The sequence below is a fragment of the Bradyrhizobium sp. Ai1a-2 genome (assembly GCF_000426245.1).
Taxonomy (GTDB): Bacteria; Pseudomonadota; Alphaproteobacteria; order Rhizobiales; family Xanthobacteraceae; genus Bradyrhizobium.
On record NZ_AUEZ01000022.1, the window covers coordinates 34,168 to 59,284 of the forward strand.

The window sequence follows — 25,117 nt, forward strand, 5'->3', positions numbered from 1 at the left end:
TGCATCGGCAATTCTTCAGCGTTCCTTCAGGACGCGCAAGGGTTGCGGCGACAAAAATGGCCATCCGCGCGGTCAGAGGTCCGCGCCACTATGGCAGGGGAGGGCTATCATGAGGATGACAGGTGTCCGTGGCCGGATCGGCTACTTTGTGGGGTGCGTGGAGATCGCTGCGGCGCTCCTTGTCGGCTCAGCCGCTCTCGCCGAGCCGCAACTGCTTCTGGTCAACGCCAAGGTTTTCACCGCCGATCCCGCGCTGCCCTACGCCGAGGCCGTCGCGGTCGAAGGCGGCCGTATCCTCGCGGTTGGCAGCAACGAGCAGGTGCATGCGCTCCGCGGACCGAGCACGCGGGTCATCGACGCGGGTGGCCGGCTGGTCACCCCCGGGCTGATCGAAGCGCATGTCCATCTCGGAACCGAACTGCCGACACCGCCGCTGGCCATGCCGAACCTGCCGTTTCCCGGCCCGACGCCCGAGCAGGCCCTGGCTGCGGTGGAGCAGGCGGCCAAGACGCGCAAAGACTGGATCACAGCCTATGTCGGCCCGCTCATTGGGCGCGATCGCCGCAACTGGCGTAAGGCGCTGGATGCCGTGGCGCTGGAAACGCCGGTGTTTCTGCGAGGATTTTGGGGACACACCAGCATTGTCAACAGCGAAGGCCTTCGGCGGCTCGGGATCGCCGAAGACATCGCCGATCCCCTGGGCGGATGGTGGGGGCGGGACGAAAGCGGCCGGCTCGACGGGCGGGCCTATGAGGCGGCCGAGACGATCACACCGCGCATCCGTCCCGCCACTGCCGAAGGCCTGGCTGCAGTCTTCGGCGAGGCGCAAAAGCGTTACGCACGCTGGGGAGTCACGTCGATTCACCTGATGAATAACGACAAGTCGCTGGAGGTGACGCTCGCCGGGCTCGCCGCAGCAAAGCCGCAGCAGAAATGGACGGTCTATTCATGGGGCACCTGGCAGACAACGGCACAGCGCATTCCCGACGCCTGGGCCGTGATTGACGCTGCGGCCAAGCGGACGCCGGCCAAGGTGCGTGTCGAAGGACCGAAGTGGATGCTCGACGGCACCCCCATTGAACAGAATTCGTTGCAGCGCGCAGCCTACGACGGCCGTCCCGGATGGAACGGGCGGTCGAACTTTTCCGACGACCAATTACGCGAAATCTTGCAGCTTGCCTTGGCGCGGCCGACGCAACTCGCACTGCACGTCGTCGGAGACGCGCAAACCGATCGCCTGCTGAGTATGATGGAGCAACTGGCGCCCGCCTCGGCGTGGCGGTCGAAGCGCGTGCGGATCGAACATGGCGACGGCATCGGACGTGACGCGTTCGAACGCGTTGCAGGCCTCGGCCTCGTCGTCATCCAGAATCCGACCCATCTTGCAATCCCGCCCGTAGCTGGGAAGAAATTGCACGAGCACGACATGGTGCTGAAGAGCCTTGGCAACGCGGGCATTCCGTTGGCGCTCGGCTCCGACGGCGGCCCGAACGAGCAGAACCCCTTTCTGAATTTGATGCTTGCCGTGCTGGTTTCGAACGAACCCACCGAGGCTCTGACACGCGAACAGGCTCTTACGGCTTACACCGCCGGCGGCGCATATGCCGAAGGTGAAGAGCGGCGCAAGGGACGGCTTGCGCCCGGTTTTGCCGCCGACATAGCCGTGCTCTCCCAGGACGTGTTGACGGCGCCAACGCAGCAACTGCCGGCCACGACCAGCCTGTTGACCATCGTGGATGGCGAAGTGATCTTCGCGGATGCGATGTTCGCATCGGCGAACTAGTTCGCGGGTCGCAACCGGCTGTCGATCGGGCTATGATCGGGCAAAACAAGCCCGGGAACTCATGCCATGCAACAGCAAACACCGCCGGAACAGTTAGATCCGGCCACGATGGTGGCCGATCTCAACAACCTGCTCCGGCTGAAGACCACCGTGATCGGCCTGAAACTGTTCGAGCGCGTCGAGGACATGATGGCGATCCCGAAGATCCGGCGTCCGACCGCGGTCCACACCACCGACCAGATCGTGAGTATGGCCTCGCGGCTCGGCTGGACGGTCGGCGTCACCGCCGACGATCTCGTCGGCGCGCAATGCCGGGCCGTTATCGGGCTCGGGCCACAGGACGAGAAATGGCTGGCGGGCGAATCCTATGTCGGGGTCTGGCATGGCACCGCGGAAGATGCGCGCAAGCGCCAGGAGGCGCTCGATGTGGTGCCCTATGGCCAGTACAAGGCATTCGTGGCAAGCCCGCTCTCCAGCGGCCGGCTGAACCCGCCCGATATCTGCCTCGTCTATGCGACGCCGGGGCAGATGATCATCCTGATCAACGGCCTCCAATATACCGGCTACAGGAAATTCGAATGGGGCGTGGTCGGCGAGACCGCCTGCGCGGATTCCTGGGGACGGGCGTTGAAGACGCGCGAGCCGTCGCTGTCGCTGCCTTGCTTCGCCGAGCGGCGCTATGGCGGCGTGCCTGACGAAGAGATGCTGATGGCGTTGCCGCCGGCCGATCTCGCCAAGGCGATCGCCGGCATGAAGCAGCTTGCCAAGAACGGCCTGCGCTATCCGATCGCGCCCTACGGCATCCAGGCCGACGTACGCGCCGGCATGGGCGTGTCGTATGCGAAGAAATAGTCATTGCGAAATGGTGCCAAAAGCGTCATTGCGAGCGTAGCGAAGCAATCCATGCAGCCGCTCGCGGAGATATGGATTGCTTCGTCGCTTCGCTCCTCGCAATGACGAGAAGTCTCAAGGAAATCATCATGTCGTCGAAGTTCGACATCGTCGTTTATGGCGCAACCGGCTTCACCGGCCAGCTCGTCGCCGAATATCTCGCCGAGCATTACAAGGGCGATGGCCTGACATGGGCGATGGCCGGGCGCAGCAAGGACAAGCTTGCCTCGGTGCGCGACGCCATCGGCGCGCCTGCGGACACGCCGTTGATCGTTGCCGATTCAAGCGACGTCGCGTCGCTGAAAGCCATGGTTGGGCAGGCGAAATCCGTGATCAGCACGGTCGGCCCGTATCAGCTCTATGGCAACGACCTGGTCGCCGCTTGCGTGGAAGCGGGTGTCGATTATTTCGATCTCTGCGGTGAGCCGATCTGGATGCGGCAGGTCATCGACAAGCACGAGGCTGCGGCGAAGGCGAGCGGGGCGCGCATCGTGTTTTCCTGCGGCTTCGACTCGGTGCCGTTCGAGCTCGGCGCGTTCTTCGTGCAGGAGGAGGCCAAACGCGTGTTCGGCACGCCGGCATCGCGCGTCAAAGGCCGCGTGCGCGACCTCAGCGGCACGCTCTCGGGCGGCACCGCGGCAAGCGCCAAGGCGACCTTCGATGCTGTTGCCAAGGATCTCAGTCTCGTGGCCATCCTGAAGGATCCCTTTGCGCTGACACCCGGATTCAAAGGCCCCAAACAACCGCAAGGCAACAGGCCGGCCTACGAGGAAGACCTGCAGTCATGGGCGGCGCCGTTCATGATGGCGTTGATCAACACGCGTAACGTCCATCGCGCGAACATGCTGATGGGTTTCCCCTACGGCAAGGAATTCATCTACGACGAGATGGTGCTGACCGGTGCCGGCGAGAAAGGCGAAGCCAACGCCAAGCTGGTGATGGCCGCGAACACCGAGAAGACCGGTCCGAACGCGCCAAAGCCGGGCGAGGGGCCCTCGAAGGAAGAACGCGAGAACGGTCGCTACGATCTGCTGTACGTCGCGATTGCGCCCGACGGCCGTCAGGTGCGAGCGTCGGTGAAGGGCGATCGCGATCCCGGCTATGGATCGACAGCGAAGATGATCTCGGAATGCGCCATCTGCCTGCTGCGCGATGCGTCGGATGTTCCCGCCGGCATCTGGACGCCGGGTGCTGCGATGAAGGACAAGCTCGTCAAGCGGCTGGTCGATCACGCCGGCCTGACGTTTACGGTGGAGAAGTAGGTTTGCAAATGTAGGATGGGTAGAGCGAAGCGAAACCCATCAGCTTCGGAGCAAGCCTGGCGATGGTGGGTTTCGCTTCGCTCTACCCACCCTACAATTTATGCCGTCTTCGGATCATAGACGTACATGAAGTCCATGCATCGCGATGTCACCGGCAGCAGCAGACTGAGCACCTGATCGCGCAGCCACGCTCCCGCGGCGCTGAATTCGCGCTTGCTGTTGCCGTTGCGGCGGGCGATCGCGACGATCTTTTCCGCGCGCGGCCGGCGCTCGTGCTCGAAATTCTGGAAGGTCAGGCCGAGTTCCTGGCCGTCCAGCATGAGCTTGCCGAGCCGCATCGCATCTTCCAGCGCCAGCGAAGCGCCCTGGCCGGCGTGCGGGCTGGTGGCATGGGCGGCGTCGCCGATGAGGAGCGAGCGCTTGCGCGACCAGGTCGGCAGGCTCGCGACATCGAGCGTATCGGTCACCACGATGTTCTCGGCGGCCTCGATGATGCGCGGGATCGGATCGTGCCAGCCTCGATGGAAGTCGCGCAAATGCTGTTTTAGCGCCCCTTGATCCATGGCGCGGAACGTGGCGGCGTCGACACCGTGCGACGGCTGCGTGCTCCACCACATCACGCCGTCGGCGGGATCGGAGCTGCAGAAGCCATAGCCGAAGAAGCCGCTTTGGCCGAACGTGGTCTCGACGCGGCCGCCGATCGATCTATCTTCGAGCACCGAGCGAGGTACGAAGCCGCCGAAACCGATCAGCCCGGTGTCGAATGGCTTTGGCCCGTCGGGCACAACATGGCGCCGCACCTTCGAGTGCACGCCGTCGGCGCCGATCAGGAAATCGCCTTCGGCGGTCGTGCCGTCGGCGAAGTAGGCGACGATCGGCTGGTCAGGACGGTCGATGATCTTGACTAGACGCTTCTCGAAATAGAGCTCGGCATTCGAGCACCAGGCCTTGTTGAAGAGGATCTCCTGCAGCGTGGCGCGACGGAGATTGACGGCCGGCTGGCCAAAGCGCTTCTCCATGTTGCGGTTGATCGAGCCGAGCTTCCTGCCTCCTTGCGAATAGAAATCGAAGGATTCGGCGATCGAACCCTGACGGATCAGTTCGTCGGCGAGGCCGAGCTCGGCCATCACATGCATGCCGTTCGGCGCAATCTGCAGGCCGCCGCCGATGCCGCTCGAATGCGGCCAGCCCTCGTAGACCTCGACGTCGTAGCCGGCGCGCTTGAGGAAGATCGCAGCGACAGGGCCGGCGATGCCGCCGCCAATGATCAGGGCCTTGCGGGGACGGCGCGGCATGGCTTGCTCCGTTCGGTTGCGTGCGTTAGGAAAGGTGAGTAGTTAATTATCTTAATATCTAAGATATCGAATTACTAAGAGATAGGAGAAGCCTTGTCAAGGTCGAAACCGCGCGTGGCGTTGATGCAGGAATTGGAAGAGGCGATGCGGCGGTCGTCCGCACAGGGCGTGCTGTATGGGCAAGCCGTTGCCAACGTGGCGGGAATTTCCGGTTCCGACCTCGAATGCCTCGACTTCCTCAACCTCGAAGGCCGCGTGACGGCGGGCCGGCTTGCGGAGGTCACCGGGCTCACCACCGGCGCCATCACCGGCGTGGTCGACCGCCTGGAGAAGGCCGGCTTCGTGCGCCGCGAGCGCGATGAGACCGACCGCCGCAAGGTCTTCATCGTGACTGTGCCCGAGAACACCGCCAGGATCGGCCGCCACTACGTTCCGATGCAGGAGGCGATGCACCGCCTCTGGGGCACTTATTCGGAAGCGGAGCTGCAATTGCTGCTGCGCTTCGCCAGCGAAGGCTACAAGGCTGTGCTGGAGGCAACCGAGAAACTCAAGGGGCTGCTCGATACGCCCGAGGACAAGTCGGCTAAGAAGCGCGGGCGGCCGCCTCGGCGGTGAGCGCCGGTTCGGCAGCGGCGCGATAACGCGACGCGGCGGCATACATGCCCCACATCGCTCCCAGCATCATCCAGAAGTGCCGCCAGTGGTCGGTGTCGATGATGAAGCTTTCGCCGACGGTGCCGAGGAAGGCCGAGAAGATCGCCACATAGGTCCGCTGCCAGGGCACGGGCAGGAAGACGTAGCGGAAGCCCGTGATCACGGTGACGAAGACCAGCGCCGGATAGACGACGCCGGAGATCCAGCCGCCTGACATGAACGCGTTCAGGTAGGAATTGTGGGTGTCTTCGGGGAAGTAGTTGTGAAACTGCAGCGGGCCGATGCCGAAGGGCAGGTCGAGCGCCATCTCGGCGCCGAGGATGTGGCGCCCGAACCGGCCGAAGCGGCCCTCGTCATAGCTCTGGTCGAAGCTTGCGCGCTGCTTGAACATCTGCGCGACCGAGTCGAATGACAGCAGGATCGCGATTAGCGCGACCGCGAGGATGACGGCAACGAGCGCCATCACAATGATGCGCGAGCGCTCCGTCTGGGAGCGGCTGGTCAAGACCATCAGCGCCAGCATGAAGGCCGCGGTGATCACGAGGCCACCCCAGGCCGCGCGCGAGAACGCGAGCAGGATCGCGAGCGACATGATGCCGAAGGCGATGCTGTTGCGGAACGCCTTGCCGGGAGGATCGGAGACGACGCTTTGCAACGAGAACAGCGCTGGCAGGATCAGGAAGGCGCCGAGCACGTTCGGGTCCTTGAATGTGCCGCGGGCGCGGTCATACAGGGTCAGGAGATCGTTGCCGCCGGGCACGAGGTGGAAATAGCCGCCGACCGCCGCGAGCGATGCGATCATCCCGCCGACGACGAGGCCGCGCCGGAGCATGTCGAGCCGCGCCTCGGTATCTTCGGAGACGACCATGGCGAAGAACACCACGGTGACTGCCATGTACCAGGACGTCGCGATCCAGGTCGCGACCTCCGGCCTGTCCAGGAACGGAATGGCGCCGATGCTGTAGCCGACATTGAGCACGACGAGCATCAGGAGCAGCGGCATGAAGGCGAGCCGCATCCGCATGCCCGTGGCGAAGAAGATGACTGCCGCCGTCAGCGTGACCAATTCGTAGGGGCTCGGCTCGATGAAGACGATCGCGCCGGAAGCGCCTGCGAGCCACACCATCGCGCGCTGCAGCGCCAGCACGCCCGGCGGAACCGTGGCTTGCGGGAAGGTGGTGCTGGCTGTTGCGGCGTAGGCCATCACGGCCGGCCTGTCCGCAGACTTGTTTCACCTCTCCCGCTTGCGGGGGAGGTCGGCGCGTCAGCGCCGGGTGGGGGCTCTCTCCACTTGCTCGGACAGCATGAATCGCGGAGGCACCCCCACCCCAGCCCTCCCCCGCAGGCGGGAGAGCGGGCGGACCGCCGTCGTGGCTGCGACTCGATCATCAATACGCGTTCTCGCTCTTGGTCAGCAGCGAGAACGGCGTCTTCAGGAGGATGTAGAGGTCGAACAGCACCGACCAGTTCTCAATGTAGTAAAGGTCAAACTCGACGCGCTTCTGGATCTTCTCGTCGGTGTCGACCTCGCCGCGCCAGCCGTTGATCTGTGCCCAGCCGGTGATGCCGGGCTTGACGCGGTGGCGCGCGAAATAGCCGTCGACGGCTTCGTCGAAGAGGCGGTTCTGCAATTTGCCCTGCACCGCATGCGGGCGCGGGCCGACGAGGGAGAGGTTGCCCTTCAGCACGACGTTGAAGAGCTGCGGCAATTCGTCGAGGCTGCTCTTGCGGATGAAGCGGCCGACGCGGGTGACGCGAGGATCATCCTTGGTCACGACCTTCGAGGCGGTGGGATCGGCCTGATGATGGTAGAGCGAGCGGAACTTGTAGACGTCGATCCGTTCGTTGTTGAAGCCGAAGCGCTTCTGGCGGAATAGCACCGGGCCCGGACTGTCGAGCTTCACCGCGAGTGCCACCAATCCCATCACCGGCAGCGCGGCGAGCAGGACCAGGCCGCCGACGATGCGGTCGAACAGCCATTTCATCACCAGGTCCCAGTCGGTGATCGGCGCCTCGAACACGTCGAGCGTCGGCACCTTGCCGAGATAGGAATAGGAGCGGGGGCGGAAGCGCAGCCTGTTCGTGTGCGCCGACAGGCGGATATCGACCGGCAGCACCCAGAGCTTCTTCAACATTTGCAGGATGCGGGTCTCGGCCGAGATCGGCAGCGCAAACAGCACGAGGTCGACGCGGGTGCGGCGGGCAAACTCGACGATGTCGTCGACCTTGCCGAGCTTCGGGCTGCCGGCGCAGCTATCCATCGCGCGGTCATCGTTGCGGTCGTCGAACACGCCGAGCACGCGAATATCGGTGTCGGGCTGCATCTTGAGCGCTTCGACCAGCTGCTCGCCATTGTCGTCGGCGCCGACGATCACGGTGCGGCGGTCGAGCCGGCCGTCGCTCGCCCAGCGCCGCACCAGGCCGCGCAGGATCAGCCGTTCGACGATCAGGGCCGCGAGACCCACGAAAAAGAACGCCGTCAGCCATACCCGCGAGATTTCGCTGCCGAGCTTGACCAGGAACGACACGCCGATGAACAGCAGGAAGACGATCGCCCAGGACGAGATCATCCGTGTCGTCTGCCGCAACTGTCCGCGGAACGTCTGGATTTCGTAGATGTCGGCGGCCTGGAAGCAGATCACCGCGGATATCGTCATCGCGAGGATCGCCGTGACGTATTCCCAGCGGAAGCCGGCGAGCGGCATCACGTACCAGAGATAAAGCGCAACGCCGACCAGGCTCAGCAGGATGAAATCGACGAGGCGAACGATGCCGGTGATGACAACAGGCGAATAAGCGCCGCGGACCTTTTCATTGGCAACGGTGAGCGCGGCGGGCGACAGCCTGCGGCGCCGTTCGACCGGCGGATGGCCGCCACCGGCGGTCGCTGCCACGTCCAGCATCGAGCGTGCGTTAATCGGTTCCACGTCGTCACGTCCGATCTTGCGGCGGCACATAGGCATGCGCCAGCCGCTGCGGAATTGTCTGGCGTCACGGATTAGGGGAGAAATCGGAACAAACGGTTACGTTGGTAAATGAAGGTTAACGATTGGCAAACGCGTCGCGATAGCCGGCGAGTACACCCTCGACCATCGCTTTCTGCGAAAAATGCGCAAGGATGCGCTCGCGCAGCGCCTCTGCGCGCGCCAGCGTTGCCGCGGGATCATCGAGCGCACGGCTGATCGCTTCCGCCATGGAAGCAGCATTGCTCGGCGCAAACAGCGCATCGGTATGCGGGCCGAAGATCTCGGGGATGCCGCCGACATTGGCTGCTACCATCGGGATCCCCGCGGCTGCAGCCTCGATCACCACATACGGCATCGAGTCGCCGCGGGAAGGAACGACGAGCAGCCTGCCTTTCGAGAACCCGTAACGCGCCTTGACGTGGCCGATGAATCGCGCGGCGTCGCCGAGTGCAAGCTGTTTGACCTGTGCCTTCAGCTTCTCCGATTCCTCGCCATCGCCGCCAAGCGTCAGCCTCACCGGCCTGCCTTCGCCGCGCAGTTTTGCCACGGCGTCGATCAGGAGGTCGGCCCCCTTGATGTGCCTGAATTCGCCGACATAGACGATGTCGGTGGCATCCTCGGCGCGCTCCACGGGGTCGAATTCTTCCGCGGTCACGCCGTTGAACACGCAGCGCACCACTCCGCTTGTCGGCATGCCGACCGTGCGCTGATAGGTGTCGCGCGCAAAGGCGCTCTCGAACAGGAACAGGTCGGTGCTGTTCATCAGCGCGCGCTCGAGCCGGCTGTAGAAATTGCCCTTCAGCGTGTCGAGCGGGTAGTGCAGCGAGCCGCCATGCGGCGTGTAGACGCGAATGGTGTGCTTGGAGTGCCGCCGCAAGCGGACATAGGCACCGGCCTTGGCACCATGACCGTGCAGCACATCCGGCTTCAGCTTCCGGATCAGGCCGGCGATCTGCGCCCAGACCATCGCATCGGCAAACCGCGGCTCGCGGCGAATGGCCACTCGGCGGACGCCGAGCTTCAGCCGCGGCTCGATTTCCGCCAGCGCAGTCGCGGCGCGTTCGCCGCCGGTGATGCTGTCGGCGACGATACCGACGTGATGGCCACGCTCGATCTGTCCGTTGGCGACGTCGAGGATATGGCGAAAGATGCCGCCGACGGGGGCGCGCACAACATGCAGGATGCGGAGCGGCTGATCGGAATCCACGGCCACGTCAGGCGCTCGCTGATGAGCGTGCGATCGCCGGCCGAGCACCGCTGCGCGCAAGCATCGAAAGCAGGCAAAAGGTCGCGGCGCGCAGGCGGCGCATTCTGGGAATCCCGACAAAATATCGCGGCCGATTAAGGACGCCCATGGTTAACAAAGCATGACGCGCTGGCGAGGGCGTGCTGTTCCTCAAGTAGGCCGATTAACCCAGCGGCAACCTTAATGGAGTGTAATCGCGCCCGGTTGAGGCAGATTGAGTGGCGTCCCCGCGGGAGTGAACAATGCGTTTTGCGTTCTGGCGTGCAGGCAAGGACAAGGCCGCGGTCCGGCGCGCGCTCGCAAAGCCCGCGCCGGCTGCGGGCGAGCCTACAATGGTTGCCACGTCGCCCGCAGGCGATCTCGACCTGCCTGCGCTCGGCCAGGCGCTGATGCGCCAGCGGAGCTGGATCATCGTGCCGACTGTGCTGGCGTTCGCGCTGTCGCTTGCCACGGTCAACATGGTGACGCCGCGCTACAAGTCGGAAGCGCGCATCCTGATCGACGGCCGCGAGAACGTGTTCCTGCGGCCGAGCGGCGAGCGCAACGAGGAGCGCAACGTCGTCGATCCGGAGGCCGTTACCAGCCAGGTGCAGCTGCTTCTGTCGCGCGATCTCGCGCGCGAGATCATCAAGAAGAACAAGCTCGCCGAGCGGCCGGAATTCGATCCGGTGCTGCAGGGCTTCTCGCCGTTGAAATCGCTGCTGGCGCTGTTCGGCATCGGGCGCGACCCATTCTCGCTGACGCCGGAAGAGCGGGTGCTGGAAGCCTATTATGACCGCCTGCAGGCTTACGCGGTCGACAAGTCGCGCGTCATCGTCGTCGAATTCCAGTCGCGCGATCCCGAGCTCGCCGCACGCGTCGCCAACTCGATCGCCGAGGGTTACCTGGTGCTGCAGCAGAATGCGCGGCAGGAGCAGGCGAAGACGGCGAGCCAGTGGCTGGCCGGCGAGATCGAGAATCTGCGCAAGAAAGTCGCCGACGCCGAATCCCGCGTCGAGGATTTCCGCTCCAAGTCGAGCCTGTTCGTCGGCACCAACAACACGTCGCTGTCCAACCAGCAGATGGGCGAGCTCAACACGCAGCTCAACAATGCGCGCGCGCTGAAAGCCGACGCCGAGACCAAGGCGCGGCTGATCCGCGAGATGCTGCAGAGCGGCAAGCCGATCGAAGCTTCCGAAGTGCTCAATTCCGAACTGATCCGCCGCTTGAGCGAGCAGCGTGTGACGCTGCGCGCGCAGCTCGCCGAGCAATCGTCAACGCTGCTCGACAATCATCCGCGCATCAAGGAATTGAAGGCGCAGCTCGCCGATCTCGATCGGCAGTTGCGCGAGGAGGCGGGCAAGATCTCCCGCACGCTCGACAATGACGCCCGCGTCGCCGGCGGCCGCGTCGAGGCGCTGAGCGCGAGCCTCGATCAATTGAAGAAGCAGGCGTCGTCCTATAACGGCCAGGACGTTCAGCTCCGCGCGCTGGAACGCGAAGCCAAGGCGCAGCGCGACCTGCTTGAGTCCTATCTGGCGAAATATCGCGAAGCCAATACCCGCGAGAACATCGACGCAGGACCGTCCGATGGCCGCATCATCTCACGCGCTTCGGTCTCCAACACCCCGGCCTATCCGAAGAAGCTGCCGATCGTGCTGATCGCGACACTGGCGACGCTGTTGCTCTCTTCAGGCCTGGTCGTGACCGGCGAGCTTCTGCGCATGACTGCGCCGCGCGCCGCCGCAGCACCCACCGCGCCGCAGATGGCGGCGCAGGTGCCGGTTCGCGCTGGTGCCGTCGAGAGCGACGATGAGCCGGAACCGGAGCTGGAGCCAGAGGCGGGGACTGAGCCCGAGGTCGAGGCTGCATCCATCGTGCCGCAGCCGGAAATCCCCACGACCATCGGAGAAATCGAACAGCTCGCTGAGAAGCTGCGCCGGGCTGGCGCCGACGCGCGCAAGGTCACCGTGCTGGGGACGGCCTCGAGTGAGAGCATCGCGCTGACGACGCTGTCGCTGGCGCGGCTGATGGCGCGCGAGGCCAAGGTCGCCGTGGTCGACCTCGCGGCGGCATCGCCGACGATAGCGGCGGTCTCGACCGATCCCGGTGCGCCGGGGCTCGCCGAATTGATGCAGGGGCAGGCGACGTTCTCCGAGATCATCACGCGCGACCGTCTATCGCGGGTCAACTTGGTCAGCGCCGGCCGCCCCGGCTTCAATCGCACGCAATTGCAGTCGCCGCGGCTGACGCTCGCGATCGACGCGCTGCTCAGCGTCTACGATCACGTGCTGCTCGATGCCGGCACGGCTTCCGATCTGCCGGCCGATCTGTTGACGGCGCACGCCCGCGCTGTCGTGGTGCCGAATCCCTCGATGGCCGACGATGCCCGCCGTCTGATGTGCGAGCAGCTGGCCGCGGTCGGTTTCTCGGAAGTGACGATGCTGACGCAGCCATGCGAACCATCGGACGCCGTCGAGCCGGGCCCGCGCGTGGTCGCGGCGTAGACCAACAGCGCTAAAGCGTGATGACTTTTCTTCGAATCGTCATCCCGCTTTAGCTCTTTGTTTGAGCATGATCTTCTTCGGAAAACCGGTGCCCACTTTTCCGGATCATGCTCTAGGAGCCGAGACCTTCAATCGGTCGGCGTGAACTCGGTTGCCTGCACGATCGCTTTCCACCTATCGGACTCGGTTGCGAGCAGCCGGGCAAAGTCGGCCGTCGGGATTGCGTCAATCTCGACGAACTGTCTTGCCATGCCGGCCTTTACCTCGTCGGTGCGCAAGGCCGCCTGGATCGCTCCATTGAGCCTTTCGACGGTGTCCGTCGGGGTCTTTGCCGGAGCGAAAAACCCGAACCATGTGAGGTCCTCAAGCGAGGGATAACCGGCTTCGGCCATCGTGGGCACGTCGGGAAGAAACGGGCTGCGGCGCGGACCCGTGGTCGCCAGCGCGCGAATCTCTCCGGACTGGACGAGGCCAAGGGAACTGCCGAGCGGCATGATGGCCGAGGCGATCTCGCCTTTCACGAGATCCTGTATCGCGGCCCTGCCTTGATAGGGCACGTGGAGATACTCGAACCCCGCAGTGCGGCCCAGCATCGCCCCGGTGAAGTGCAGCGTCGATCCAGCACCCGCCGTGCCGTAGGTCGCCTGCGTTGGATTGACGCGGCACCATGTGATGAATTCAGCCAGCGTCCTTGCCTCACGCGGCACCTTCGGACCCACCGTCAGCAATGTCGGGAATGAGGCGACGGTCGATACCGGAGTAAAATCCCGCGGCTCGTATCTGAGCGTCTTGTAGACGTGAGGAAACAGCGTCAAGAAGCCAAGCGGCGCCAGCAGAAGGACAGATCCGTCGGGGGCGGCCGCCCTGACGGCCTCCACCGCGACGCGTCCGCTCGCGCCCGGCCGGGGTTCGACCACGATCGTTGCAGCATAGTCCTTCATTTGATCGGCGACGAGCCTTGCCACGGCATCGGGGAGCCCAGGCGTGAAGCCTGTCAGTATATGCGCGGTCTTCAGGCGCGGCTCGGCGATGCTCTGCGGCACGAGACCGGCGGCGGAGAAAGCGATGCCGGCCCCCGACATTGCCAGCACATCGCGGCGCGTCATCACCATCCAAGCCATCGGATCCTCCGCGTCTGAAACGACTGGGTCGGGATCGAGAGGATGCTTGAGGCGGGCATATCCGTCCAATGCTAGTATGTGAGGGTTTCATAACTGTTTTGATAAGGATCGGACATGCAATCCATTGAGCGAGCCCGGCGCCGCATCAAGCTGCGCGATCTTCATATCCTGCTCGTCGTTGCCCAGCGGGGCAGCATGGCGAAAGCCGCGGCCGAACTGGCGATCTCTCAGCCCGCAGTGTCGAGGGCGATCGCTGACATGGAGCATGCGCTCGGGCTTCGGCTTCTCGACCGCGGCCGCAACGGCATCGAGCCCACGCCCTACGGGCGCGCGCTCGTCAAGCGCGGCACGGCGATCTTCGACGAACTGATGCAAGGACTGGAAGAGCTCGAGTTTCTTGCCGATCCAACCATCGGGCAGCTCCGCATCGGCAGTTCGGAAAGCGTTGCGGCCGGCCTGCTTCCGGCCGTAATCGATCGATTCACGCGGCGCCATCCAGGCATTCGCCTGAACGTCGCGCAGATGGTGCTTGGCACCACGCGTTACCGCGAACTGCGCGAGCGGAGCATCGATCTATTGCTGGGCTGGATTCCGACGCCATTCGCCGAGGAGGATCTGGCGGTGGAGGCAGTGCTGAGTGATCCGCGGGTCGTGGTTGTGGGGCAGCGAAGCAAATGGGCGCGCTGTTCCAAGGTCAGCTTCGCCGACCTTGCGGATGAGGCCTGGATCTTGCCGCCGCCGGACACTTTTCCAGGCGTCGCAACCGCCGATCTGTTCCGCGAGAGTGGATTGAGCATCCCTCGCACGCCTGTCACGACGCTGTCGCTTCACCTCTGCTGCAGGCTCGCTGCGACCGGGCACTTCGTCACCTTGCTTCCAAGCTCGATTGTGCAGTTCAGCGGCCGCGATCTGTCGCTGAAGAAACTCCCCGTCAAGCTGCCCCGAACTTCGGCTGTGGCGGCGGCTATTGTGACGCTGAAGAACCGCACGCTGAGCCCGGCTGCCGAGATATTCATCGCATGCGTTCGCGACGTCGATGGCGGGCAAATCGGCGGCTCACACGTCATGAGCTGCATGCAGGGGCAGGGCGATGCACGCCCCTAGAGCATGATCCGGAAAAGTGGAGACCGGTTTTCCGGAAAAGATCATGCTCAAACAAAGAGCTAGAGCGGGATGACGATTCGAAGAAAAGTCATCGCGCTCTAGCGGAACATGCCGCGCAGGTTTTGTGCGAGATCGAACAGCGCCGGATTGCGCTTGATCAGCCGCTTGGCGCGATTGACGCCTGACATCGCGCTTGCTGCGGCCTTGCCGCGCCAGGTGAGCGGAATGAAGCTGTCGAAGATCGGCTCGTCGCTCTTGCAGAACAACCGCTTGTATTCGTCCGAGCCGATGCCGAGGTCGAGGGCGCGGTAGTTCAGCGCGGCGTAGTGATCGATGATGTTGCGCGTCAGGATCAGGCCGGGGCTGAACTTGGCGCTGGCAGACATCGTGTAGGTGTTGAACATCATCGAGAAGCGATGGCCGTCGGCGACGCCGGCGAAGATCGCGATCACCTCGTCGTCGCATTCGAGCGCGTGGATGTCGATGATGCGCCCTCCGCCGGGAAGTTCGGTCAGGCAGGCTTCGCGGATGAAATCCTCCACGCCCGGCTCGGCAAAGACATTGGGCAGCTTCTGTTCGGCCATGCGCTGCGGCTTGACGCGGAAGAACCAGTTCAGGACCCGCGTGACATCGGCATCGGTGGTGGCGATCTGATAGCGATAGCCGGCCAGCTGCTGCAGCTTGCGTTCCTTGCCCTTCAGCCGCCGCCGGAATGAATTGCTGATGAAGGTCGTACGCTCGGCGCCGGGCTCGATGGTGAGCACGGGACACCCATTCACCGAGGATTGGTACGACAGCAGGGCCAGCGGGTTCGGCAGATCGCGCCAGTTGAACGGCTGTTGGTGCAAGGCGAGCACGTCGGCCTCGCCATGTGCCGCGATCGCCGAGACCATGGTCGTGAGATCGGCGGCGGTCGCGTCAGCTGCGAAGTCGCGATCCCACAACGCCATGTTGAAGGTGGCATGCTTGCCGCCCATGAACTTGGCGCAGCGCGTGCCAAGAACGGTCTCGAGCGTCAGCGGCAGCACGAACAGCGGCCGCCGCTCGCCATCATGACCGATCACGATGAAGGGCGTGAGGCCCTCGCGCGCGCCGACCTGCCGCTGCCAGGTGGCGAGGAAATCGAAGCGCTGGTAGGGCGTGCAGAACTGCTTTTCGAAGCTGCGCCAGATCGGTTCGGCGGCTTCGAGATCGCGGATCATGTCGACGCCGGCGACGCGGCTTGTTTTCGACCACGCTTCCAACTCCGCTGTTCGTGCTTCGATCGCGGCAGCCATGGTCATTGTCGAACCCGGTATTAATCGATTATTTACAATTCGGCGCGGGCGACCTTCGCAGGGAATTGTCAACAAAGAGTAATAACAATCGTTAGACGGCGCCTGGAAACCGCCGGATCGGGGGCGGGACGAGGTGGCGGATATTACCTTCTTGAAGCGGGCACAGATGGAGCTCGCTTACTTCTCTGGCTATGCGCGACTGCGGGAGCGACAGACCGGCGGGGCTGGCGTCATCCTGCGTTTCGAGCACGTGCGTGCGCGCCGTCGAGGGCGGTTTCGGCCGCTGGCCTCGCGTGAGATCACGCCGGAATTCCTGGAACGTACAGTTCGGGCGCTCAAGCGCTGGAATTACGATATCGTCTCGATCGACGAAGCCTGCCGCCGCGCGGTCACCTTGCCGCTGCCGCGCCGCTTCGCCTGCCTGACGTTCGACGGCGGCTACAAGGATCTGGTGACGGATGCCTATCCGGTGCTGTCGAAGCACGGCGTGCCGTTCGCCATCTACCTGCCGAGTGCATTTCCGGATGGGCTGGGGGAGGCGTGGTGGCTGGCGCTGGAGAAGATCATCGCGCGCGAGAGCCGTGTCAGCCTTGTGATCGAGCGCAAGGAGTTGCATTTTTCGATTCCTGGTGTCGCGGAGAAATACGAGCTCTACGACTTCCTCGCGAAATGGATGCGGACGCTGGCGCCCCCCGATCTTTCAGTCGCGATCAACGATCTCTGCAAACGCTACGGGGTGGATCTGGCAGCGCTGTCGCGCGACGCCTCAATGGACTGGAACGATCTCACGACACTCGCGGCCGATCCCAACGTCACGATCGGCAGCGCGACCGTGAATTATCCGGCGCTATCGAACCTGCGCGATGCCGACGCCGGGCGCGAGATGGCAATGGGCAAGGCAGTGCTCGAGTCCGGCATCCGCCGCGAGGTCAGGCATTTCGCCTATCCATTCGGAGACCGCGAGAGCTTTCGCCCTACGCATGTGCTGATGGCCGGTGAGACCGGCTTTGACAGCGCGGTGTCGAGCATCGCAGGCGTCGTGGAAGCGCAGGGGCCCACCAACCTGCACGCGCTGCCGCGGGTGTCCTGGGACGGGCGGCTGCGCTCGCTGCGGATGATGCGGGTGGCGTTGTCGGGCGTGATGTTCTAGGCGCGGTCGGGCCGCGACATCCAGGCCACGATCGGCATCGCCGGCAGCACCCAGCCGAGCCCGGCCACGACATAGAAAATCGCCTGCAGCACGCCCGAATTGGCCAGCCACGGCGTCTGCGCGACCGTCATGCCGAGCAGCGACCACACCACGACCAGCATCAGCAGGAAGATGGTTCCAAGCAGCTTGCGGGTGCGTATATTCATGGCCGATCGATCGATCACTCGTGAGGCAAAGCGCGCCTTGCGCCTGCGAGGAGGCGGACTATAAGGTGCGCGGAAATCCGATCAAGCAGGACCGATGACCGCACGTTCCGTCTCCGAGCGCTCCCAAAATGCCGCCCTTCCCTGGTGGCTGCTTTCGGTCGCAGCCCTGATCGCGATCATGGTGCTGGTCGGCGGGGCCACCCGGCTCACCGAGTCAGGGCTTTCGATCGTGGAATGGAAGCCGGTCACCGGCACGCTGCCGCCGCTCACGGCGGCGCAATGGACGGAAGCCTTCGAGGGCTACAAGCAGATCCCGCAATATCGCGAGCTCAACGCCGGGATGACGCTGGCCGAGTTCGAGACGATCTACTGGTGGGAATGGAGCCATCGCCTGCTCGGGCGTGTGATCGGGATGGCCTACTTGCTGCCGTTCCTCTATTTCCTCTGGCGCGGCGCCGTCGCTGACGGCGAATTGAAGCGGCGGCTCTGGCTGATCTTCGGCCTCGGCGCACTGCAGGGGGCGGTGGGCTGGTGGATGGTTGCTTCGGGCCTCTCCGAAAAGGTCGAGGTCTCACAGTATCGCCTCGCGGTCCACCTGATACTGGCGCTCCTGATCTATTCGGCGATCGTCTGGACGGTGCGGCGGCTTGCCGACCGGCCGCCAAATCCGGCGCCGTTCCGGCTGAAGATCACGGCCTTGCTGCTGCTGGCGCTGACCTTCCTGCAGCTCTATTTCGGCGCGCTGGTCGCGGGCCTGCGTGCGGGCAAGGTCTACAACACCTGGCCCGAGATCGATGGCGCTTTCATTCCATCCGCGGGGCGTCTGTTCTTCGAGCAGCCCTGGTGGCGCAACATGTTCGACAATACGCTGACCGTGCAGTTCGAGCACCGCATGACCGCCTATGCGCTATTGGCGCTGGCGATCCTGCACGCAATCGACACCGTCCGTTCGCGCGCGAGCGGCGAAACTATCGCCGGCGCCTGGTGGCTGGTGGCCGCGATCACGCTGCAGGCGACGCTCGGGATCCTGACGCTTTTGAACCAGGTGCCGATTGATCTCGCGCTCATGCACCAGGCGGTGGCGATCGTGGTGCTCACGCTGGCGGTCCTGCAGGTCGAGCGCCTGCTGCCGCGACGCCGCGAAGTGGGGCGTGCAAAGCTTGCCGTGCCGGTCGGTCAACCCGGTTGACTTGAACTATTCTAATCTCCCGTCGCAGCAAGAAGTCCCCGTTTTGCGCGGGTTTCTTGCGTGGTCCGGCCGTTGACGAAATCGTGCGGGCCGACATCGCTTTACTTGAAAACCCCTCGCGATAGAACGAACAAAACATAGGTTCGCTCATGTCGTCTGCATTCATTCAGGCCGCCGTCATCCTGCTGCGCGAGGGGCTCGAGGCGATGCTGGTGATCGCCGCGCTCGCCGGCTACCTGTCCAGGGTCGGTGCCGGCCATCGCATCCAGGCGCTCTATGGCGGCGCGCTCGTCGCGGTCGGCGCCAGCATCATCGCGGCCTGGCTATTCGCGGTGCTGAACTCGGGCGAGCACAGCGACATCCTCGAGGGCGTCATCATCCTGTTTGCCGCGGCTCTGATGCTCTACGTCAGCGGCTGGCTGATGGTGAAGCAGGATCCGAAAGGCTGGAACGAATATCTCGCGCACAAGGCCGACACGGCGCTGGCGCAGGACACAGTGTGGGCGGTCGGCGCGCTCGCTTTCCTCGCGGTGTTCCGCGAGGGCGCCGAGACCGTACTGTTCATCAACGCGCTGGCGACCACCGAAGGTGGCTGGAGCGCGGGCCTGTTTGCCGGCCTTGGCGCGGCCACCATCGGTCTCGCGGTGCTGTTCTATTTCATCAACCTGATCGCGCAGAAAATTCCGCTGCGGCCGTTGTTCATCCTGACCTCGGCCTTCCTGTTCGTGATGGCGATCAAGTTCATCGGCGAGGCTGTGCAGGAATTCCAGGAGCAGTCGCTGCTGCCGTTCACGGAACTGACGAGCCTGTCCTGGCTCGCCGCTCTCGGCCTGAACCCGACGCTGGAGGCGCTGTCGCTGCAGCTTCTGGTGATCCTGTTCGCGCTTGCGACCTATTCGGTGTTCCAGCGCAACAGTCGCCTGACCCGCCAGAGCAGGGCGTCGACCAGCGCAGCGGCTGAATAGTCTCACCAACGGTCGATCCAGCCCGAAGATCGCGCTTCACTGGTTCCGCTACGCAGCAAGTGGCGCAAAGCAGGCTTCCGCCGACACTTCGCGGTATTTTGGCACCGTAAGTCAGTTTTTTTTCATTTTTATTGCAGATTGGCCGTTGCCGAAGTGTCTGTCAAAGAGGGCGCTTTGTGAACGGTGCATATTTTTATGATTGAGAACGATGGGGATCGGCGGCTGCTCGAGCCTCAGGGCGTGATCGCCTGCGAGATACTCATTCCCGACGCCTATATGGCCGATGACGGTGATCTGGTCGCCACCGTCGTCGATTTCGTGAACTGGGCGATTGGCCCGGCCCACCTGGTTTCCGGCGAGATCGTAGCGGAGGCATTCTGGAGTTATCACGCCGACTATTATCTGGCGCAGGTCAACAACGGCGGCCATGGTCAGTTTGCCCACAACAGCGGAATGAGCGAGCAAACGCTCGACAATTGCCGTTGCGGGCTCGTGGCGATGGGCGCAACGGATTACGTGGCGATCTTCGACCAGTTCATGGCCATCATGAAGGGCGATCCGCGTCGGGCAAAAGCCATCCAGGACGGCAGCGGTTTTGGGGATATCGATCCCGAGATCAAGCTCCTCGACAAGCGCTTCCTTGCTCTCGGCGACATGACCAGGCTCAACGCGGCCTGGCTACGCGCGCTACCGGTGCTGCGGTCGTTGCCAAACGATCAGCTGACGGCCGAGCGTGAAGCGGTCATTGCGCACAATTCCCTGCTCACCACTCGCCAGGACTATCTGCGGCGGGCCAAAGAGCGTTTCAGCGCGACTGACCCGCTCCAGGTGGCGGCGCGCGCCACTTGCGCGCAGGAGCGCATCGCCTTCGAAGGCGTCAATGCGGGCCTGCCGGCGGGCAATGGTCAGATCGCCTGGACCCTGAACACGTCCGCCGGTTCGCGTATGCTTGTGATGGGACACGGCATCGCCGTGCTGCGCGCCAACGGGTCGCTGCGCGGCCAGTATTTCTTCGAAACGCGCGATACCTACCCTGCGCCCGTCGGAGACGGCGAAATGCGCCGGGCGCTGATGGACGCGACGTTGCGTGACATCCGCGAGCGGATGAAATCGGCAGCAGGCGAACGGACATCGATATCGCCGGCCCAGTCCCGCGAGACGGTGCTGTCGAACTTTTTGTCGCCCGCGTTCGCTGCCTTCTGGGGTAGCTTCACGGCCGGATCGAAGCGGATCAACACGGCGATCACCTGTCCCTATGTCGGGCACAATCCCGCGCTGGTGAGCTACGTTCCGCGCGCCTCGTCTCCGTTGCTGGCGGCCACCGAGGAGCATTCCCTGATCCGGCTCATCATCGCCAATGCGCTGTGGGATTCGTTCCTGGCTGCCGACGCCTTCAACGAATCGATGCTCGAGGAGCCCGATCGCGCATCGGCCCTGTTGATCAATCTCGGCGCCGCCGCCACGGTTGCGGCGACCAGCTTGCGCCTGCTCGATACGGATCGCGTCGCGGCGCTCGCCGTGCTTGCGCCCGGCGATCTCGCGCGCGAGCAATACAACATCCGATTCCAGTTGCTCGAGATCGCACGCTGGTGGTTCAGCTTCGTGCCCAAGGCGGCAGCCGTTTTCGCAGAAACACGTTTTGCGCAGCGGTCGTGGATGTTCAACAATGTCTGCTTCAACCATGCGCAGGCGCTCGCCGAAGCGCTCCGTCCGGCGGTGACGACCGATTTGAACGAGGCGCTCGTCTATTTCGATCGGGAATATCCGTCGATGGCCATGCCATCCATGGACGCGACCTATGATCTGGCGCTCAAGACATTCACCTCATATTTCGCGAGGTCCGAGCGCCACGCCAAGGCATGGGCAAACATGGTCGCCGAAATACGCAAGACGATCATGAGCGCCAGGCCCTACGATGAAGCGACGGTGTTCGTGGTGACGCCTGACATTTTGCAGGTTCGAACCTGCGAAAAGCTGGTCGGTCTGATCGGGGTCGTTGAGAACGAGGTCAGGGCGCGTCAGATTTTCTACTACCGCAAGGAAGGCGCGCGGGCAGCGCTTTGAGCGCGTGCCCGAACGCGGCGTCGTCACGAGCTAAAGATAATCGAGCCCGATATCGAGCGCGGCCGAGGAATGCGTGATCCAGCCGACGGAAATGAGGTCGACGCCGGTTGCCGCGATCGCGGGCGCGGTGGCAGCCGTGATGCCGCCCGATGCTTCCGTGACCACCTTGCCACGGGCCATCGCCACTGCCTGCCTGAGCTCGTCGACCGTCATGTTGTCGAGCAGGACGGCGTCGATCCCTAGCCCCAGCGCCTCTTCGAACTGCGCCAGCGTGTCGACCTCGACCTCGATCTTGACGAGGTGGCCGACATGCGCCTTGGCGCGTTCGATGGCGGTGCGGATATTGCCGGCAAGCGCGATGTGGTTGTCCTTGATCAGCACGGCATCATCGAGGCCGAAGCGGTGATTGCTGCCGCCGCCGGCGCGCACCGCGTATTTTTCCAATGCGCGCAGGCCGGGAGTGGTCTTACGGGTGCAGACGATCTGCGCCGGCGCGCCCTTGACGGCAGTAACCAACGACGCCGTTGCGGTCGCGACGCCGCTCAGATGGCAGAGAAAATTGAGCGCGGTGCGCTCGCCCGTCAGCAGTGCACGCGCCGGGCCGTTGATGGTTGCGATCGTGTCACCGGGGGCGACGACGCTACCGTCGGGCCGCTCGATCTCGATGCGGATCGCCGGCGAAATCGTTTGAAAGGCGCAGCGCGCCACGTCGAGGCCGGCGACGACGCCCGGCTGGCGCGCCCGCAAGGCGAGCGAGGCGCGCTGGTCGGCCGGTACAATCGCGTCCGCCGTGATGTCGCCGGCGCGGCCGAGATCCTCGAGCAGCGCGGTCCGCACCAGGGGTTCGTACATCAGGGGCAGAAGAGGATTGAATGTCACGACTGAACGCTCCGGATCGGCAGTTCGGATTCGATGATCTCGCGGGCGACGCCGAGCGTTTCCGCGAGGGTGAAGGTGGAGGGCACGCCCTTCGGCAACGTGTCCGGAAAGTCGGTGCGGTGGTGGCCGCCGCGGCTTTCCTCGCGCCTTGATGCGGCGACGGCGATCATCAAGCCGACCAGGGCCGGATCGGCGGCGACGCCGTTCCCCCTCGCCATCGGATAGAGATTGCGAATGGCGCGCTCGATCGCAGGCCGATCGCGCAGCACGCCGAGCCCCTGCGAGACGAACGGCCGCACCATGGATGGATCCGATGCGGGCGGCAGCGCGATCGGCGTGCGCAGGGCGGCGGCGCTGCCAGCAACGCCATTGACGCTCTCGGCGACCCATTGCGCGCAGACGATGGCTTCCATCAGCGAATTGCTGGCAAGCCGGTTGGCGCCATGCAGGCCGGTTCGGCTGACCTCGCCGCAGGCCCACAAGCCGGTCACGGTGCTGCGGCCTTCGCTGTCAACGGCGATGCCGCCCATGTGGTAATGCGCCGCAGGACGCACGGGGATCGGATCGTCAGCCGGATCGATCCCGGCCATCTTGCAGAACGCGCTGATGACGGGATAGCGCTGCGCGAAATCCTTGCCCGGATGCTGCCGGGCATCGAGGAAGACGCGATGTCCTTCGCCGCGACGTCGCCAGACCGCGCGCGCCACAATGTCGCGCGGCGCGAGCTCCGCGCCCGGCTCGTCTGCCATGAAACGCTGCCCGGTCTCGTCGATCAGGATCGCGCCGTCGCCGCGGATCGCCTCGGTCAATAGCGGCATCGGCCGCGACGGTCCGTCGAAGGCGGTGGGGTGAAACTGGATGAATTCGAGGTCGGAGAGAACTGCGCCGGCGCGCGCCGCGAGCGCGAGCCCTTGGCCGAAACAGCCGATGGGATTGGTACTGTCCTGGAACAGGCCGCCAATGCCGCCGGTCGCCAGCACGATGCGATTGGTTGGAATGACGAGCGAGCCATACTTGTTCGCAGCGAGCACGCCCTTGATCGCATTGTCCTCGACGATGAGTTGGCGGGCTTCAACGCCCTCGAGCAGCGTGATCGACGGACAGCGGCGCACGGCGGCGATCAGCGCGCGCATGATCTCGCGCCCGGTGCCGTCGCCGGTGGCGTGAACGATCCGCTTGCGGCTGTGCGCGGCCTCCAGCCCGAGCCGCCAGCTTCCATCCGGCCTGCGGTCGAAGCCGACGCCGAGCTGCGCGAGACGCTCGACAGCAGCCGGCGCCGCAGCCACGATCCGGCTGGCGGATTCCTCGTCGCAAAGGCCGGCGCCGGCGGCAATGGTGTCCTGCAGATGCAGGGCGGGGGTGTCGTCGTCGCCGACCGCTGCCGCGAGCCCGCCTTGCGCCCACATGCTGGAGGCCTCCGCCCCGAGCGGCGATTTCGACAGCAGCACGACCGGTGCGGGCGCAAGCTGCAGCGCCGTCATCAATCCGGCGGCGCCGCCGCCGATGATTATCGGTTGCCCGGCCATGGCTGAAACATCTGTACTCATAGCGCCAGCATCCTTTCGACGGAGCGCCGCGCGCGGTCGGCGATTTCAGGGTCGATCGTGACCTCGTGCTCATTGGTCTCGAGGGCGTGGCGGATGTTCTTCAGCGTGATCCGCTTCATGTGCGGGCAGAGATTGCAGGGGCGGATGAACTCGACGTCCGGATGGAGCACTGCGACGTTGTCGCTCATCGAGCATTCCGTCAGCAGCACCACGCGTGATGGATGCTCCTTGCCGACAAAGCCGGACATGGCTGCGGTGGAGCCCGAGAAATCGGCCTCTGCCACCACCTCGGGCGGGCATTCCGGATGCGCCAGAATGGTGACGCCGGGATGGTTCTCGCGAAGCTGGCGCACGTCCTCGGCGTTGAACAGCTCGTGCACTTCGCAATGGCCTTTCCAGGCCGTGATCTTCACTTTGGTCTGCGCGGCGATGTTCTGCGCCAGATATTCGTCCGGCAGCATGATGACATGCTCGACACCGAGCGATTGCACGACCGCGAGTGCATTGCCTGAGGTGCAGCAGATATCGGACTCCGCCTTCACCGCGGCCGAGGTGTTGACATAGGTAACGATGGGAGCGCCCGGATAGCGCTCACGCATCAGCCGCACATCCGCTGCGGTGATGGACTCCGCGAGCGAACAGCCGGCCCTGAGGTCGGGGATCAGCACCGTCTTCTCGGGATTGAGCAGCTTTGCCGTCTCGGCCATGAAGTGCACGCCGGCGAGCACGATCACGTCGGCATCGACCTTGGTCGCCTCGCGCGCGAGCATGAGGCTGTCGCCGACGATATCGGCAACGCCATGGAAGATTTCCGGCGTCTGATAGTTGTGCGCCAGCACCACGGCGTTGCGCCTGCGCTTCAGGTCGAGGATGGCGTCGACGTCATCGGCGAAGGTCGCCCATTCGAACTCCGGGATCACCCGTTTGACGCGGTCGTAAAGGGGCGCGGTGCGCGCGAGCGCACTTGACTGAGAAGTGGCCATTTATGCTCTCCATGAGTATATCTGAGATTATACTTATCCTGAGCATAAG

Annotated in this window: 20 protein-coding genes; 10 read left to right on the forward strand and 10 right to left on the reverse strand. The window is 64.3% G+C overall.

Annotated elements, in window-relative coordinates; genetic code table 11:
- Positions 1-109 precede the first annotated feature (109 nt).
- The 3 genes from K288_RS0116830 to K288_RS0116840 all read left to right on the forward strand — a co-directional run bounded on the left by K288_RS0116830 (position 110) and on the right by K288_RS0116840 (position 3,936).
- The gene (locus tag K288_RS0116830; RefSeq protein ID WP_084799630.1) at positions 110-1,783 is read left to right on the forward strand and encodes an amidohydrolase family protein; all 1,674 of its coding nucleotides are present in this window, start codon (positions 110-112) and stop codon (positions 1,781-1,783) included.
- Between the two features lie 66 nt (positions 1,784-1,849).
- The gene (locus K288_RS0116835) at positions 1,850-2,635 is read left to right on the forward strand and encodes a DUF169 domain-containing protein (protein WP_027580604.1); all 786 of its coding nucleotides are present in this window, start codon (positions 1,850-1,852) and stop codon (positions 2,633-2,635) included.
- A gap of 125 nt (positions 2,636-2,760) precedes the next feature.
- The gene (locus K288_RS0116840; protein WP_027580605.1) at positions 2,761-3,936 is read left to right on the forward strand and encodes a saccharopine dehydrogenase NADP-binding domain-containing protein; all 1,176 of its coding nucleotides are present in this window, start codon (positions 2,761-2,763) and stop codon (positions 3,934-3,936) included.
- 98 nt (positions 3,937-4,034) lie between these two features.
- Here K288_RS0116840 and K288_RS0116845 read toward each other — a convergent pair whose 3' ends face one another.
- Positions 4,035-5,231, reverse strand: a complete 1,197-nt coding sequence (locus K288_RS0116845; protein WP_027580606.1) for an FAD-dependent monooxygenase — start codon at positions 5,229-5,231, stop codon at positions 4,035-4,037.
- 123 nt (positions 5,232-5,354) lie between these two features.
- On the opposite strand from K288_RS0116845, the gene K288_RS0116850 reads away from it, so the two are divergent.
- Positions 5,355-5,846, forward strand: a complete 492-nt coding sequence (locus K288_RS0116850; protein ID WP_244443164.1) for a MarR family transcriptional regulator — start codon at positions 5,355-5,357, stop codon at positions 5,844-5,846.
- Here K288_RS0116850 and K288_RS0116855 read toward each other — a convergent pair.
- From K288_RS0116855 to K288_RS0116865, 3 genes are all read right to left on the reverse strand, one after another.
- Positions 5,815-7,089, reverse strand: coding sequence for an O-antigen ligase family protein (locus K288_RS0116855; RefSeq protein ID WP_027580608.1), 1,275 nt, complete (start codon positions 7,087-7,089; stop codon positions 5,815-5,817). The genes K288_RS0116850 and K288_RS0116855 overlap by 32 nt on opposite strands.
- Positions 7,090-7,273: 184 nt before the next feature.
- Positions 7,274-8,812 (reverse strand): undecaprenyl-phosphate glucose phosphotransferase, encoded by a 1,539-nt coding sequence (locus K288_RS0116860; protein WP_027580609.1) that lies wholly within the window; start codon positions 8,810-8,812, stop codon positions 7,274-7,276.
- Between the two features lie 115 nt (positions 8,813-8,927).
- On the reverse strand, positions 8,928-10,064 hold the full coding sequence (locus K288_RS0116865; RefSeq protein ID WP_027580610.1) for a glycosyltransferase family 4 protein: 1,137 nt from the start codon (positions 10,062-10,064) through the stop codon (positions 8,928-8,930).
- A gap of 275 nt (positions 10,065-10,339) precedes the next feature.
- On the opposite strand from K288_RS0116865, the gene K288_RS0116870 reads away from it, so the two are divergent.
- Complete coding sequence (locus K288_RS0116870; protein WP_027580611.1) at positions 10,340-12,583, forward strand: exopolysaccharide transport family protein; 2,244 nt, start codon at positions 10,340-10,342, stop codon at positions 12,581-12,583.
- 128 nt (positions 12,584-12,711) lie between these two features.
- Here the strand turns inward: K288_RS0116870 and K288_RS0116875 are convergent, their stop codons facing one another.
- Complete coding sequence (locus K288_RS0116875; RefSeq protein ID WP_027580612.1) at positions 12,712-13,704, reverse strand: tripartite tricarboxylate transporter substrate-binding protein; 993 nt, start codon at positions 13,702-13,704, stop codon at positions 12,712-12,714.
- Between the two features lie 114 nt (positions 13,705-13,818).
- On the opposite strand from K288_RS0116875, the gene K288_RS45770 reads away from it, so the two are divergent.
- Positions 13,819-14,808, forward strand: a complete 990-nt coding sequence (locus K288_RS45770) for a LysR family transcriptional regulator (protein WP_084799631.1) — start codon at positions 13,819-13,821, stop codon at positions 14,806-14,808.
- Positions 14,809-14,906: 98 nt separating this feature from the next.
- Here the strand turns inward: K288_RS45770 and K288_RS0116885 are convergent, their stop codons facing one another.
- Positions 14,907-16,091 (reverse strand): GNAT family N-acetyltransferase, encoded by a 1,185-nt coding sequence (locus tag K288_RS0116885; RefSeq protein ID WP_027580613.1) that lies wholly within the window; start codon positions 16,089-16,091, stop codon positions 14,907-14,909.
- Between the two features lie 160 nt (positions 16,092-16,251).
- Between K288_RS0116885 and K288_RS45775 the strand changes: the two genes are divergently transcribed.
- Positions 16,252-17,235, forward strand: coding sequence for a polysaccharide deacetylase family protein (locus tag K288_RS45775; protein WP_051334585.1), 984 nt, complete (start codon positions 16,252-16,254; stop codon positions 17,233-17,235).
- Here the strand turns inward: K288_RS45775 and K288_RS0116895 are convergent.
- On the reverse strand, positions 17,232-17,441 hold the full coding sequence (locus tag K288_RS0116895) for a DUF2842 domain-containing protein (RefSeq protein WP_027580614.1): 210 nt from the start codon (positions 17,439-17,441) through the stop codon (positions 17,232-17,234). The genes K288_RS45775 and K288_RS0116895 overlap by 4 nt on opposite strands.
- Before the next feature lie 94 nt (positions 17,442-17,535).
- Here K288_RS0116895 and K288_RS0116900 point away from each other — a divergent pair, with 94 nt between their 5' ends.
- From K288_RS0116900 to K288_RS0116910, 3 genes are all read left to right on the forward strand, one after another.
- A complete protein-coding gene (locus K288_RS0116900) occupies positions 17,536-18,630 on the forward strand; it encodes a COX15/CtaA family protein (protein WP_027580615.1) in 1,095 nt (364 codons plus the stop codon).
- A gap of 149 nt (positions 18,631-18,779) precedes the next feature.
- Complete coding sequence (locus K288_RS0116905) at positions 18,780-19,595, forward strand: FTR1 family protein (protein WP_027580616.1); 816 nt, start codon at positions 18,780-18,782, stop codon at positions 19,593-19,595.
- Positions 19,596-19,790: 195 nt separating this feature from the next.
- Positions 19,791-21,659, forward strand: a complete 1,869-nt coding sequence (locus K288_RS0116910; protein WP_027580617.1) for a hypothetical protein — start codon at positions 19,791-19,793, stop codon at positions 21,657-21,659.
- A 30-nt stretch (positions 21,660-21,689) separates the two neighbouring features.
- Here K288_RS0116910 and nadC read toward each other — a convergent pair whose 3' ends face one another.
- From nadC to nadA, 3 genes are read right to left on the reverse strand one after another with little or no spacing between them, the layout of a single operon-like run.
- On the reverse strand, positions 21,690-22,538 hold the full coding sequence (gene nadC, locus K288_RS0116915; protein ID WP_027580618.1) for a carboxylating nicotinate-nucleotide diphosphorylase: 849 nt from the start codon (positions 22,536-22,538) through the stop codon (positions 21,690-21,692).
- Positions 22,535-24,085, reverse strand: coding sequence for an L-aspartate oxidase (locus K288_RS0116920; RefSeq protein WP_027580619.1), 1,551 nt, complete (start codon positions 24,083-24,085; stop codon positions 22,535-22,537). The genes nadC and K288_RS0116920 overlap by 4 nt, the downstream gene beginning before the upstream one ends.
- The gene (gene nadA, locus K288_RS0116925; protein WP_027580620.1) at positions 24,082-25,068 is read right to left on the reverse strand and encodes a quinolinate synthase NadA; all 987 of its coding nucleotides are present in this window, start codon (positions 25,066-25,068) and stop codon (positions 24,082-24,084) included. The genes K288_RS0116920 and nadA overlap by 4 nt, the downstream gene beginning before the upstream one ends.
- Between the last annotated feature and the right edge of the window lie 49 nt (positions 25,069-25,117).